The sequence below is a fragment of the Pantoea sp. Taur genome (assembly GCF_009830025.1).
GTDB lineage: Bacteria > Pseudomonadota > Gammaproteobacteria > Enterobacterales > Enterobacteriaceae > Pantoea > Pantoea communis.
Window position 1 is genome coordinate 13700 of sequence record NZ_SZZZ01000015.1, and the last position, 13775, is coordinate 27474.

15 protein-coding genes are annotated in these 13775 nt (G+C 55.3%); 7 read left to right on the top strand and 8 right to left on the bottom strand.

The features are described 5' to 3' along the window. Positions 1 to 28 precede the first annotated feature (28 nt). The 5 genes from potG to rlmC all read left to right on the top strand — a co-directional run bounded on the left by potG (position 29) and on the right by rlmC (position 4693). The gene (gene potG / locus FD744_RS18500) at positions 29 to 1162 is read left to right on the top strand and encodes a putrescine ABC transporter ATP-binding subunit PotG (RefSeq protein WP_156102820.1); all 1134 of its coding nucleotides are present in this window, start codon (positions 29 to 31) and stop codon (positions 1160 to 1162) included. A gap of 9 nt (positions 1163 to 1171) precedes the next feature. Then, positions 1172 to 2128, top strand: coding sequence for a putrescine ABC transporter permease PotH (potH, locus tag FD744_RS18505; protein ID WP_160868934.1), 957 nt, complete (start codon positions 1172 to 1174; stop codon positions 2126 to 2128). Then, positions 2125 to 2970: a putrescine ABC transporter permease PotI gene (gene potI, locus FD744_RS18510; RefSeq protein WP_034820710.1), complete on the top strand. Its 846-nt coding sequence runs from the start codon at positions 2125 to 2127 to the stop codon at positions 2968 to 2970. Before potH ends, potI begins: the two co-directional genes overlap by 4 nt. 73 nt (positions 2971 to 3043) lie before the next feature. Continuing rightward, on the top strand, positions 3044 to 3508 hold the full coding sequence (locus tag FD744_RS18515) for a YbjO family protein (protein ID WP_034820707.1): 465 nt from the start codon (positions 3044 to 3046) through the stop codon (positions 3506 to 3508). Positions 3509 to 3556: 48 nt separating this feature from the next. Next, positions 3557 to 4693: a 23S rRNA (uracil(747)-C(5))-methyltransferase RlmC gene (rlmC, locus tag FD744_RS18520; protein ID WP_160868935.1), complete on the top strand. Its 1137-nt coding sequence runs from the start codon at positions 3557 to 3559 to the stop codon at positions 4691 to 4693. Positions 4694 to 4756: 63 nt separating this feature from the next. On the opposite strand, the gene FD744_RS18525 is transcribed toward rlmC, so the two are convergent. From FD744_RS18525 to FD744_RS18550, 6 genes are all read right to left on the bottom strand, one after another. Continuing rightward, positions 4757 to 5488, bottom strand: a complete 732-nt coding sequence (locus FD744_RS18525; protein WP_160868936.1) for an arginine ABC transporter substrate-binding protein — start codon at positions 5486 to 5488, stop codon at positions 4757 to 4759. A 186-nt stretch (positions 5489 to 5674) separates the two neighbouring features. Further along, a complete protein-coding gene (gene artM / locus FD744_RS18530) occupies positions 5675 to 6343 on the bottom strand; it encodes an arginine ABC transporter permease ArtM (RefSeq protein ID WP_097119344.1) in 669 nt (222 codons plus the stop codon). Positions 6344 to 6346: 3 nt separating this feature from the next. Continuing rightward, positions 6347 to 7060 carry an arginine ABC transporter permease ArtQ gene (gene artQ, locus FD744_RS18535; protein WP_097119343.1) on the bottom strand — a complete coding sequence of 238 codons (714 nt, stop codon included), beginning with the start codon at positions 7058 to 7060 and terminating at the stop codon, positions 6347 to 6349. 6 nt (positions 7061 to 7066) lie between these two features. Then, positions 7067 to 7798, bottom strand: coding sequence for an arginine ABC transporter substrate-binding protein (gene artJ, locus FD744_RS18540; protein ID WP_034820697.1), 732 nt, complete (start codon positions 7796 to 7798; stop codon positions 7067 to 7069). A 15-nt stretch (positions 7799 to 7813) separates the two neighbouring features. Further along, positions 7814 to 8542, bottom strand: coding sequence for an arginine ABC transporter ATP-binding protein ArtP (gene artP / locus FD744_RS18545; RefSeq protein WP_052127391.1), 729 nt, complete (start codon positions 8540 to 8542; stop codon positions 7814 to 7816). A gap of 239 nt (positions 8543 to 8781) precedes the next feature. Next, a complete protein-coding gene (locus FD744_RS18550) occupies positions 8782 to 9321 on the bottom strand; it encodes a lipoprotein (RefSeq protein ID WP_160868937.1) in 540 nt (179 codons plus the stop codon). A 233-nt stretch (positions 9322 to 9554) separates the two neighbouring features. Between FD744_RS18550 and FD744_RS18555 the strand changes: the two genes are divergently transcribed. Next, on the top strand, positions 9555 to 9875 hold the full coding sequence (locus FD744_RS18555) for a heavy metal-binding domain-containing protein (protein WP_100702561.1): 321 nt from the start codon (positions 9555 to 9557) through the stop codon (positions 9873 to 9875). After that, a complete protein-coding gene (locus FD744_RS18560; RefSeq protein ID WP_160868938.1) occupies positions 9875 to 10699 on the top strand; it encodes an N-acetylmuramoyl-L-alanine amidase in 825 nt (274 codons plus the stop codon). Before FD744_RS18555 ends, FD744_RS18560 begins: the two co-directional genes overlap by 1 nt. Before the next feature lie 229 nt (positions 10700 to 10928). On the opposite strand, the gene ltaE is transcribed toward FD744_RS18560, so the two are convergent. Next, positions 10929 to 11927: a low-specificity L-threonine aldolase gene (gene ltaE, locus FD744_RS18565; RefSeq protein WP_034820678.1), complete on the bottom strand. Its 999-nt coding sequence runs from the start codon at positions 11925 to 11927 to the stop codon at positions 10929 to 10931. 69 nt (positions 11928 to 11996) lie between these two features. After that, complete coding sequence (gene poxB / locus FD744_RS18570) at positions 11997 to 13718, bottom strand: ubiquinone-dependent pyruvate dehydrogenase (RefSeq protein ID WP_160868939.1); 1722 nt, start codon at positions 13716 to 13718, stop codon at positions 11997 to 11999. Positions 13719 to 13775: the final 57 nt, after the last annotated feature.

A 13775-nucleotide genomic window follows, 5' to 3' on the forward strand; every position in this document is an offset into this window, starting at 1 on the left:
TACACCGCTTAGCGCCGGAGAAATGTTAGTGAACGACGCGATTCCCCGCCCCCCAAATAAAACGGCTAAGGCGTTAACGCCGCTGCTGGAAATTCGCAACCTGACCAAATCTTTTGACGGCCAGCACGCCGTAGATGATGTCAGCCTGACCATTTATAAAGGCGAGATTTTTGCCCTGCTGGGTGCTTCCGGCTGTGGTAAATCGACCTTGCTGCGCATGCTGGCGGGCTTTGAACCACCGACCAGCGGGCAGATTGTGCTGGATGGGCAAGACCTGTCGCACGTTCCGCCTTATCAGCGCCCGATCAATATGATGTTCCAGTCCTACGCGCTGTTTCCGCACATGACGGTGGAACAGAACATTGCCTTTGGACTGAAGCAGGATAAATTGCCGAAAGGCGAAATCAGCAGCCGCGTGGCCGAAATGCTGACGCTGGTGCATATGCAGGAATTTGCCAAGCGTAAACCGCATCAGCTTTCCGGCGGTCAGCGTCAGCGCGTGGCGCTGGCGCGTAGCCTGGCGAAACGCCCCAAACTGCTGCTGCTGGATGAGCCGATGGGCGCGCTGGATAAGAAACTGCGCGACCGCATGCAGCATGAAGTGGTGGATATTCTGGAGCGCGTCGGCGCGACCTGCGTGATGGTGACGCACGACCAGGAAGAAGCCATGACTATGGCAGGTCGTATCGCGATCATGAACCGTGGCAAATTTGTGCAGATTGGTGAGCCGGAGGAGATCTACGAGCATCCTACCAGCCGTTACAGTGCCGAATTTATCGGTTCAGTTAACGTGTTTGATGGCCTGCTGCGTGAGCGCACGGAAGAGGGCGTGGTCATTGATGCGCCGGGCCTGGTACATCCGCTTAAAGTGCAGACCGATGTCTCTATCATCGATAACGTGCCCGTGCATGTCGCTTTACGTCCGGAAAAAGTGATGCTGTGCGAAGAGGTACCGGCAGATGGCTGCAACTTTGCCGTCGGCGAAGTGGTGCATATCGCCTATCTCGGTGACCTGTCGATTTATCACGTTCGCCTGCGCAGCGGTCAGATGATCAGCGCGCAGCTGCAGAATGCACATCGCTACCGCAAAGGTGCGCCAACATGGGGTGATGAAGTTCGCCTGTGCTGGGACGCCGACAGCTGTGTGGTTCTGACGGTTTAAGGAGGCGTAATGAGCCAGATTTCTCAACGCAGCGAGCCGGAAATGGTGGGTACACCGCTGCAGCGCTGGGGCACGCGTATTAAAATGCTGCATGGTCGCAAGCTGGTGATCGCCTTGCCTTATCTTTGGCTGATCCTGCTGTTTCTGCTGCCGTTCCTGATCGTGCTGAAGATCAGTTTCGCCGATATTGCGCGTGCCATTCCGCCTTACACCGATCTGGTGACCTGGGCCGATGACCAGCTCAATCTGGTGCTGAATCTCGGTAACTACATCACGTTGACGGACGATCCGCTGTATGCCGAAGCTTATCTGACTTCGCTCAAGGTGGCAGCGATTTCTACCGTGATTTGTCTGCTGATCGGATATCCGCTGGCGTGGGCGGTGGCGCACAGTAAACCTTCAATGCGCACCATCCTGCTGTTGCTGGTGATCTTGCCCTCCTGGACCTCGTTCCTGGTGCGCGTGTACGCATGGATGGGTTTGCTGAACAACAACGGCATTCTTAACCGCTTCCTGATGTGGCTGGGGGTTATCGATCACCCGCTGGTGATTCTTTACACCAATACCGCGGTGTATATCGGTATCGTTTACTGTTATCTGCCGTTTATGGTGTTGCCCATCTACACCGCGCTAACCCGTATCGACTACTCGCTGGTCGAGGCCTCGCTGGATCTGGGGGCGCGTCCGCTGAAAACCTTCTTTAGCGTGATTGTGCCGCTGACCAAAGGTGGGATTATCGCCGGTTCGATGCTGGTGTTTATCCCGGCGGTAGGGGAGTACGTGATCCCAGAACTGCTGGGAGGGCCGGACAGCATCATGATTGGCCGTATCCTGTGGCAGGAGTTCTTTAACAACCGTGACTGGCCGGTGGCTTCGGCACTGGCGGTGATCATTCTGTTGATTTTGATTCTGCCGATCATCTGGTTCCACAAGCATCAAAATCGTGAGTTAGGAGAGAAGGAATGAATCAGTTACCCACCATTCGCTCTCCATGGCGTACGGCGATTTTGGCCGCATGCTTCCTGTTCCTGTATGCGCCGATGCTGCTGCTGGTGGTTTACTCCTTCAACAGCTCGCAGTTGGTCACCGTATGGGAGAGCTTCTCATTCCACTGGTACAAAGTGCTGTTCCAGGACGATGCGATGCTGGATGCCGTTGGCCTCAGCCTGACCATCGCCGCGCTCTCGGCCACCATGGCGGTGGTGTTGGGTACCATGGCGGCGGTGATCATCGTGCGTTTCGGCCGTTTCCGTGGGCATAGCGGTTTTGCATTTATGCTCACCGCACCCTTGGTCATGCCGGATGTGATCACCGGGTTGTCACTGCTGCTGCTGTTTGTAGCAATGGGCAACACCTTTGGCTGGCCAAGCGATCGCGGCATGCTCACCATCTGGCTGGCGCACGTCACTTTCTGTACCGCTTATGTGTCAGTGGTGATCAACTCCCGTCTGCGCGAGCTGGATCGTTCCATTGAAGAGGCGGCGATGGATCTCGGGGCAACGCCGCTGAAAGTGTTCTTCGTGATTACCGTGCCAATGATTGCTCCGGCAATTGTCACCGGTTGGCTGCTGGCCTTTACGCTGTCACTGGATGATCTGGTGATTGCCAGCTTCGTCACCGGGCCGGGCGCCACCACGCTGCCGATGGCGATCTTTGCTACCGTGCGACGCGGCGTCAATCCAGAGATCAATGCGTTAGCCTCATTGATTTTGTTTGTCGTCGGCCTTGTCGGTTTCATCGCCTGGCGCTTTATGGCGCACGAAGAAAAACAACGTTTACGCGATATTCAGAAAGCTAAACGTGGCTGAAAGCCGTAACATTTGCCAATATAATAACGGGCCGATTTAATGGCCCGTTTTTTTATGGTTACGGAGTCAAACCATGTCGGAAACCCTCAAAAATGCGATGGCAAATTCTACGCCTGCACCGGTGATGGTGGCGGGGATCGCCATTATTGCCACGCGCTGTCTCAGCGTGCTGATGCTGGCCAATGAACTGGGTTACGACGAAATGGCTAACTTTGTCCACCGCAGTGCACAGGCATGGGATTCCACGCTGATTTTTATCGCCAGTCAGCTAATCTTTCTGTTTGAACTACGCTGTGCCTTTACCCTGTTGCGCGGTAGCAATCGCGGACGATGGGGTTATGTGATGGCGCAAATTATCGTGCTCGGTTATATGCTGATGGCGTCCGTTGGATGGATCTACCCGGAAATCTTCAGTATTCCCGGTGAAACTAATGCACAGATCATCCACCACACGCTGATGCAGAAAGTACCGGATGCGCTGGTGTTACTGCTGTTGTTTGTGCCGGCCAGCAGTCGCGCATTTTTCCGCGCCCGGTGATACAATCTGCCCCCGATTTTTCTCCCGATTCTGAATACAGGCCTTTCCATGCATTGCGCGCTTTATGATGCCGGTCGCTGTCGTTCGTGCCAGTGGCTGGATAAACCCTATCCGCAGCAGCTCAGCGAGAAGCAGTCGCTGCTCGAGCAGTTACTGTCACAGACCGCGGTGGCTGAGTATTTACCGCCGGTGACCTCCGCGCTGCAGGGTTTTCGTAATAAAGCCAAAATGGTGGTGAGCGGCAGCGTAGAGCGGCCGATTTTTGGCATGGTGGCGCGTGATGGCGAACCGGTTGATCTGTGCGATTGCCCGCTCTATCCCGCCAGCTTTGCGCCGGTGTTCGAGGTGCTGAAACCTTTTATTGCCCGCGCCGGATTAACGCCCTACAACGTGGCGCGTAAACGCGGTGAACTAAAATTCCTGCTGCTGACCGAGAGTTCGCAAGGTGGCATGATGCTGCGGTTTGTGCTGCGTTCCACCAGCAAGCTGGAGCAGTTGCGTGCGGCCTTGCCCTGGCTGCAGCAGCAATTGCCGCAACTGAAAGTGATCTCCGCCAACATCCAGCCAGTGCATATGGCGATTCTGGAAGGGGATGAAGAGATTGCTTTGACGCCGGATCAAGCGCTGGCGGAGTGTTTCAATCAGGTGCCGCTGTATATTCGCCCACAGAGTTTCTTCCAGACTAACCCGCAGGTCGCCGCCGATTTGTATGCCACGGCGCGTGATTGGGTCGCAGAGCTGCCGGTGACCAGTATGTGGGATCTGTTCTGCGGCGTGGGCGGTTTCGGCTTGCACTGTGCCACGCCAGAGATGCAACTGACCGGTATTGAGATCAGTGCGGAAGCCATTGCCTGTGCGCAGCAGTCGGCTGAACAGTTAGGACTCGATAAGGTGAGTTTCGCCGCGCTGGATTCGACCCAGTTCGCCACATCGCGTGAGCAGGTGCCACAATTGGTGCTGGTCAATCCGCCGCGTCGCGGGATTGGTGCTGAGCTGTGTGCTTATCTCAGTGAAATGGCGCCAGACTACATTCTCTATTCAAGCTGCAATCCCAGCACGATGGCGCAGGATATTGCACGTCTGGCCGATTACGCGGTGAGCCGCGTCCAGCTGTTTGATATGTTCCCGCACACCGCACATTTTGAAGTGCTGACATTACTGATTAAGAAGGGTGGAGCCACGTAGCCACCGCCTGAACGGAGGACGTGCAGAACCTGTCAGGTGGCACGCCACGAGGCTCCATAATGCTTATTCCGGGAACCACTTCTGGTTGATTTGCTGCCAGGTGCCATCGGCTTTCAACGCCACCAACGCGTCATTCATCTCTTTTAACAGCGCTGCATTGCCTTTACGCACCGCAATGCCTAAGCCGGTGCCGAAGTATTCGGTATCGGTGATATGTTCACCCACTGGGCTGAGGTCTTCATTGGCTTTTAGCCACTGATTGACCACCGCACTATCGCCAAATACGCCGTTCAGGCGACCATTTTTCAGATCGAGAATCGCATTCTGATAGCTGTCATAGGCCACGGCGATCACTTCAGGATGTTTCTCCAGCAGGTATTTCTGATGCGTGGTGCCATTTTCAACGCCGACACGCTTACCTTTCAGCTGACTGAAGTCGGTGTACTGGTCTTTATGTGCAATCACAATCGCGGAGTTTGCGTAGTAAGGCTGAGTGAAATCGACCTGTTTGCTGCGCTCGGCGGTAATATCCATACCCGAGATAACCGCATCGTAACGACGGAACTTCAGCGAAGGGATCAGACTGTCAAACGCGTTATTGGTAAAGGTGCAATCCGCTTTCATTTGCTGGCATAACGCTTTAGCCAGATCGATATCAAAGCCAACGATTTGGTTGTCGTGGTCGAGGGATTCAAACGGGGGATAGGTCGCAGAAGAGGCGAAACGGATTTTTTCCACCGCATAAGCATTCATTGCCAGTGTTGCCAGCGCCGCAGCAACAATCCATTTTTTCATTATGTGACTCCTGTAAACCATGCCAGAGATAGAACGAGTTACACGATGCCAGTAAATGAATTTATATGCAAATAATATGATTAAAAAATTACATGCGTTATTGGGGCGTAGCAGCGCGAGATATGACGCGTTTGTCCGCAGCACTTTCACCTCAGACAAACGCGATACTTCGCGCCACTACAACACTCAATTACGATGTTCGAATGCCAATGCGCGCTTTTCGATTAAACGCATCATCAGCGTGAGCAAACCGTTGACCACCAGATAGATCAGCCCGGCAGCAGCATACACCGTGATGTCATAAGTGCGGCCATACAGCAATTGCCCATGGCCCATCACTTCCATCAGCGTAATGGTGTACGCCAGTGAAGTGCTCTTAAACACTAAAACGACTTCGTTAGAGTAAGAGGAGAGGGCGCGTTTAAACGCATACGGCAGCAGAATACGCAGCGTGTCTTTACGGTTCATCCCCAGCGCAGCGCAGGATTGCCACTGCCCGGAGGGGATGGCGCGTACTGCACCGTAGAACAGCTGAGTGGTATAGGCCGCACTGTTGAGCGACAGTGCAATCAGCGCGCACAGCCAGGGCTGTGATAGCAGATGCCATAACCACGGCACGTTCTGAATGCTGGGAAACTGGCCGGGACCGTAATATATCAGGAAGATTTGCACCAGCAGCGGCGTGCCGGTGAACACCGTGATGTAGCCTTTCACCAGCCAGTTCAGCACCGGGACTTTCAGTGAGAGCACGATGGTACACAGCAGCGACAGCACCAGCGCGGCAATCAGTGACGCGATGGTTAAGGTCAGGCTGGTGTGCAGCCCTTTCAGGAGTTCGGGTAAGTAATCCAGCATGCGTCAGGCCCCCCGCTCGAAACGCGTGGTGCGTGATTCAATACGGCGCAGTATCGCCTGACTGAACAGCGTGATGATCAGGTAGACGGCCGCAGCCACCAGATACCAGGTAAAAGGTTCCTGGGTGCGTGTGGCAATGCTTTTGGTTTGCAGCATGATGTCATTCACGCTAATTAGCGACACCAGCGCAGTATCTTTCAGTAACACCAACCACTGATTGCCCAGACCAGGCAGCGCATGACGCCACATTTGTGGCATGATCAGACGGAAAAAAATCGCCGATTTCTTCATACCCAACGCCTGGCCAGATTCCCATTGGCCGACAGGCACGGCTTTCAGCGCGCCACGCAGCGTTTGGGAGGCGTAGGCCGAGTAAAGCATTGCCAGGGCAATGACGCCGCACAGGAAAGGGCTGACGTCGAAGTTTTCAATCTGAACCTGCACGGGAATGCTAAACAAGCCCAGATTGATATGGAAGCCATCGGATAAGGTCAGTAGCAGCTGTGAGGCACCAAAGTAAACAAACAGCACCACCAGAATTTCCGGCAGGCCACGGATCAGTGTCACCAGCCCGGTACCGATCCACGCCAGCGGTTTCCAGCGGACGGTTTCCCAGCCAGCAAAAATCATCGCCAGCACAAGGCCGGCGATCAGTGCACAAACAGCAAGCCCGACGGTCATGCCGGCGGCGCTTGCGAGTGGAATCATTTCATTCATCAGAGATTACTGCTGGAACCATTTGTTGTAGATGGTTTTGTAAGTGCCGTCAGCTTTGATCTTCTCCAGAGCGGTGTTGAATTTGCCCTGCAGCTCAGTGTTGCCCTGACGGACGGCGATACCCAGACCGGTACCGAAGTAATCTTTATCGGTCACTTTCTCACCCAGTGGTGCGAGGTTGGCATTCTGTTTCAGCCATTCGTTCACCACGGCGGTGTCACCGAATACCGCATCAATACGGCCATTTTTCAGGTCCAGAACCGCGTTCTGGTAGCTGTCATAAGGCACAACTGTGATGTCGTTGTGTTTATCAGACAGGTATTTCTGGTGCGTGGTGCCGTTCTGAACGCCAACGCGTTTACCTTTCAGCGCATCCACATTCGCCAGCTTGCCTTTCTGGGCAATAAAGATCGCGGAATTATCGTAGTAAGGCTTGGAGAACAGCACCTGCTTTTCACGCTCTGGGGTGATATCCATACCCGCCATCACCGCGTCAAAACGACGGAACTTCAGGCTGGGGATCAGGCTGTCAAATGCCTGGTTGGTGAAGGTACAGGTCGCATCAATCTCTTTACACAGCGCATTGGCCAGATCGACATCGAAGCCCTGAATTTTGTTGTCAGAATCCACAAATTCAAATGGAGGATATGAAGCTTCGGTGGCAAAACGCAGGGTTTGCGCAGCAGAAGCGCTCAGGCTCAGACCGGCAAGCAGTGCAGCAAGTACGACTTTTTTCATTAGATGCATCCTGACTTAGTGCGAAAGATAATGTGCAAACGCTTCGGTTTGCGGCTGTGTAAAGTGGCTGGCATCGCCTTGCTCAACGATATGGCCGTTCTCCATGTACACCACACGGCTGGCGGTTTTGCGCGCCACCTCGACTTCGTGGGTCACAATAACCTGAGTGATCTGCGTTTGTGCCAGCTCACGAATGATGCTGACGATCTGCGCGGTGATTTCAGGGTCGAGCGCGGCGGTGGGTTCGTCGAACAACAGCACCTGCGGCTCCATCATCAACGCGCGGGCAATCGCCACACGTTGTTGCTGGCCACCGGATAGATGCAGTGGAAAACGATCGGCAAAGGGGGTCAGACGCAGACGCTCCAGCAGTTTGTCGGCGCGCGCGCGTGCGGCGTCTTTGCTGAGACCGAGCACGCGGCACGGCGCTTCAATCAGATTCTGCACCACGGTGAGGTGAGGCCACAAATTGTATTGCTGGAACACCATGCCCACGTTTTGGCGCAGTTCACGGATTGCGCTGTCTGACGGCGCTTTGCTGAAGTCGAAGTGATTCCCGGCAATCTGCAGGCTGCCGGAACGCGGCTGCTCCAGCAGATTGAGGACGCGCAGGAGCGAACTTTTACCCGCGCCACTCGGCCCGAGCAACACCAGCGTCTCTCCCTGCGGACAAGCCAGGTTGATATCGAACAGTGCCTGATGGGCACCGTAAAAACAGTTTATGGCGTTTAGTTGAATACTCATGCGCTAAAAATGAATAGTAATTAGTGCCGCGAATCTTAACGTCACCAGAATAGTTATGCAATTGTGGTGGGTTAAAATTTATTAAACAGCAGTGAAGTCCCAAAAGCGTAGCACAATATCGCGCAGGTCAACGCCGGGAAGGGCTCGCTGGCTGCAATTTATTGATGAAAAATTAACAAAAAACGCCGCAAAGATGCGGCGCGCTTATGTTTAGAACTGAATGCTGTAAAATTGAACAGCTATTTCTTCTCTTCCAGCAGCTGGCTGAGCGATCCGCCGCCTGCGTGCGGCCAGTCACCGACGTAACGAATATCATCCACCGCCCAGCAGGTTCCTTCGTGAATCATCAATACCTCGTCGTGCCAGCTTTTGCCATCACGGCTCAAATCGACGCGCAGTGGGATGTTACGTGCATCGCGATTAGGAATGGTTGAGGCGCTGGCAACATCGGCGGACGTGGGACCCTGTGCGAGGCTGGAGAACAGATCGCCCTGGCTCCACGAGGCAGGTTTATTGCTCTGCGTGCTGGCGCTCAGCAGTTTTTGATACAGGCGATCGCTCAGGTAAGGGCGATATTTTGCCAGCGTGGTGCTATCGGGCAGACCCTGACCGGGCTGTCTGATGCGTAAATCGTAAAACTGCTGCGCGACGCTATCTGGACCACCGTCAACACAGCTGGCAGTGCGCGGTCCGTTATCCTTGATCACCGGTTCAACGGTGGTACAGGCACTGAGCAGTAACGCAGCGGGAACAAGCAGCGCAAAGGCATTGTTTCTCATCTCGATTTCCTTATTGTTCACTGGCAAAGCGTCATTTTTAGCATAGAGTATAGTCTTGCTTTTACGCCGTACGAGCTGTACCCGTCATACTTCATCAGGCAGGTGCGTTGGCTGCACGCATTCGCCCGAATCACTTACGTGGGTAAGTTCATCGGGACTCTCTTGTTTGCCGCCTTCCTGCCTCATGAATTATTTAGGGTATAAATTGAACTCACTCAAACAAGGAGACCGCGATGAAATTTTCCACCACGCCCACCTTAGAAGGGCACAGCATCACTGAATATTGCGGTGTGGTTACCGGTGAAGCGATTCTCGGGGCCAACATTTTCCGCGACTTCTTTGCCGGGATTCGCGATATCGTCGGTGGTCGTTCCGGTGCTTATGAAAAAGAGCTGCGCAAAGCGCGACAGATCGCGTTTGAAGAGCTGGAAGAGCAGGCAAAGGCGCTGGGTGCGAATGCGGTCGTGGGCATTGATATCGATTATGAAACCGTTGGCAAAGACAGCAGCATGCTGATGGTCAGTGTGACCGGTACCGCAGTGATTATTCGCTAATGCGTTTTGCTGTTCTGTTGGCGCTGGCGTTTTTACTGAGTGCCTGTCAGTCGTCTGTTGAGCCGCGCAACGGCTACTGGGTCGATACCGCGCATCCGGCGCAGGGCGCGCGGCCTCGCATTAAAGTGGTGGTGATCCATTATACCGCCGAAGATCTGCCATCCTCGCTGGCCACGCTCACCGATCGTGAAGTCAGTGCCCACTATTTGATCCCGCAGCAGCCGGCGCAAAAAGGCGGCCAGGGTGTCATCTGGCAACTGGTGCCGGAGCGCGAACTGGCGTGGCATGCCGGGCCGAGTTTCTGGCGCGGTGCGACCCGTATCAATGACACGTCGATCGGTATTGAGATCGTCAATCGTGGCTACACGCGGACATTAACCGGCGTGAAGTGGCAGCCGTTTACGCCAGCGCAAATCAGCGTGCTGGTGGCGCTGGTGAAAGATATCACGCAGCGTTATGCCATCACGCCTGAAAATCTGGTGGGGCACAGCGATATCGCGCCGCAGCGGAAACAGGATCCTGGCCCGTTGTTCCCGTGGCAGCAGTTGGCGGAGCAGGGGCTGGGCGCATGGCCCGATCCCGCCACTGTGCAGCGCTATCTCCACGGGAATGCGGCTGATGCGCCCATCGATCAGGCCGAACTGCTGGATGCGCTGCAGCGCTATGGTTATAACGTCAATTCAGCGAATACCCCACCCATGCAGCGTAAGCTGATCGCGGCGTTTCAGATGCACTTCCGTGCGCGAGATTATCGAGGCATCGCCGATGCGGAAACGCTGGCGATAGCTCAGGCGCTGCTGGCGAAATACGGCGCAGCGCAGTGAAGAGACGGTGTATGGCATCGCCGATGCGGAAACGCTGGCGATAGCTCGGGCGCTGCTGGCGAAATACGGTGCAGCACAGTGAAGAGAGGGTGTATGACACCGCCGATGCATAAACGCTGGCGATAGCTCAGGCGCTGCTGGCGAAATACGGTTCGGCTGAAGTAAGGGCTCGCGTTGGTGAGCTTATGGACGGCCCGAAGGCCGTCCCTACAAGGCAACCTGCGCCCTGTTACGCTAAAAACGCCTGCCAGTGCGCAACCAGACGTTGTAAATCCTGGCGGCTGACATCGAGGTGGGTGGCAATGCGCGTGACCGGACCCACGCTCATCAGCACATCGCCGGAGTGCATCCAGCTTTTCAGTGCGTCAACCTGATCCGCCGGTACTTTCACAAACAACATATTGGTGTGCTGATTCAGTACCTCAACCCCAATGGCACTGAGCTGTTCAGCCAGCCACGCGGCATTGTCATGATCTTCTTTCAGGCGCGCGACGTTGTGCTTCAGCGCGTACAGACCCGCCGCCGCCAGAATGCCCGCCTGACGCATGCCGCCACCGGTCATCTTACGCCAGCGACGCGCCTGCTCAATGTAGGCTTCATCGCCGCACAGCAGTGAACCCACCGGGGTGCCGAGTCCTTTGGACAGGCAGATGGTCAGCGTGTCGCAATAACGCGCGATATCCTTTAGCTCAACATTTTGCGCCACCACGGCGTTGAAGATGCGGGCACCATCAATGTGCAGCGCCAGTTTGTGTTCGCGCGTTAACTTCCACGCTTGTTCCAGATAGCTCTGCGACAGCACTTTGCCGTGATGGGTGTTTTCCAGGCTCAGCAGGCGCGTGCGCGCAAAGTGGATATCATCCGGTTTGATAGCGGCAACGATATCCGCCAGCGGCAGCGACCCATCTTCGGCGTGCGAGATCGGTTGTGGCTGAATACTGCCCAGTACCGCCGCGCCACCCGCTTCGTATTTGTAGTTATGTGCCTGCTGACCGACGATATATTCATCGCCGCGCTGGCAGTGACACAGCAGCGCCACCAGGTTGGCTTGCGTGCCGGTCGGGAAGAACAGCGCTGCGGCTTTGCCACTCAGGCGGGCGGCCTCGAGTTCCAGCGCATTGACGGTGGGATCGTCACGATAGACATCATCGCCAGTTTCGGCGGCCATCATCGCATCCAGCATGGCGGCACTTGGGCGGGTTACGGTATCACTGCGTAAATCGATCACATCGCTCTCCTGAAACAAAAAAGCGGGCTAAGCGCCCGCGTTGTGAGTTATCTGGCCTGGTTATCCGTTTTACCTCAGCCAGTTGGTTTTCGCCAGTTCAACAATCTCATCACCCCGCCCATTCAGAATCGCGCGCAGCATATACAGGCTGAATCCTTTGGCCTGCTCGGCTTTGATCTGCGGCGGCATCGACAGCTCTTCCTTAGCAGTGATCGCATCGATCAGTACCGGGCCATCATGCGCAAACGCCTGTTCCAGCGCGCTGTTGAGTTCAGAGGCTTTCTCGACGCGAATGCCTTTAATGCCGCAGGCGGTGGCAATGGCGGCAAAATCCGGGTTCTCCAGATCGGTGCCGTCGGTAAGGTAACCACCGGCTTTCATCTCCATCGCCACGAAGCCCAGCACGCTGTTATTGAAGATCACCAGCTTCACCGGCAGTTTCAGTTGTGCCACCGAAATAAAGTCGCCCATCAACATACTGAAGCCGCCATCACCGCACAGCGCCACGACCTGACGCTGCTTATCGATTGCCTGAGCGCCGAGCGCCTGTGGCATCGCGTTAGCCATCGAACCGTGGTTGAACGATCCCAGCAAACGGCGCTTGCCATTCATCTTCAGGTAACGTGCGGCCCAAACGGTGGGCGTGCCGACATCACAGGTGAAAATGGCATCTTCAGCTGCGTAATGGCTGATTTGCTGCGCCAGATATTGCGGATGAATCGCCTGTTTATCATTGGCGGTGGCCAGCTCATCCAGACCTTTTCGCGCATCCACATAGTGTTCTAACGCGCTGTCGAGATGATGACGGTCGCTTTTGCTGTTGAGCTGCGGCTGCAGCGCCTGCAATGTGGCTTTGATATCCCCAATCAGCGCCATATTGACATGGCTGTGTGCGCCAAGGCTGGCGGGATTGATATCAATCTGGATGATATTGGCATCAGCCGGATAAAACGGGCGATAAGGGAACTGTGTACCCAGCAGCACCAGCGTGTCGGCGTTCATCATGGCGTGATAACCGGATGAGAAGCCGATTAAACCGGTCATGCCGACGTCGTAAGGATTATCGTACTCAATGTGCTCTTTGCCGCGCATGGCATGCACCACGGGCGCTTTCAGCGTTTCTGCCAGCTTCACCACTTCTGCATGCGCGCCGGCACAGCCGCTGCCGCACATCAACGTAATATTTTCTGCGCCGTTCAGCGTTTCAGCCAGGCGGGCAATCTCGTTGGCGTTGGGCACAATATGCGGCAACTGCGGTGGATACCATTCACTGCGTGCGCCTTCTGGTGCCGGTTTCAGCGCCACATCGCCGGGAATAACAATCACGGATACGCCACGATTAAGGATGGCTTTGCGCATCGCAATCCCCAAAACCTGCGGCAACTGCTCAGGGTTAGAGACTAATTCGCAGTAATGGCTGCATTCGCGGAATAGCTCCTGCGGATGCGTCTCCTGAAAATAGCCGCTGCCGATTTCGCTGGAAGGGATATGTGCGGCAATCGCCAGTACCGGAACGTGATTGCGATGACAATCGAACAGTCCGTTAATCAGATGGAGGTTTCCGGGGCCACAGGAACCGGCACATACCGCCAGTTCACCGCTGATTTGTGCCTCAGCACCGGCAGCAAAAGCCGCCACTTCTTCATGGCGCGTGGGCATCCATTCAATGGTGCCCATGCGGTTGAGGCTGTCGCTCAGCCCGTTGAGCGAATCGCCCGTCACGCCCCAGATGCGCTTTACGCCCGCATTTTCCAGGGTTTTGGCCAGCAGTGCCGCCACAGTTTGCTTCATCGTTCGCTCCTTTCTGGTGTTTGGCCATCCATCCCGATGGCGGAAACGTGTCAGTCA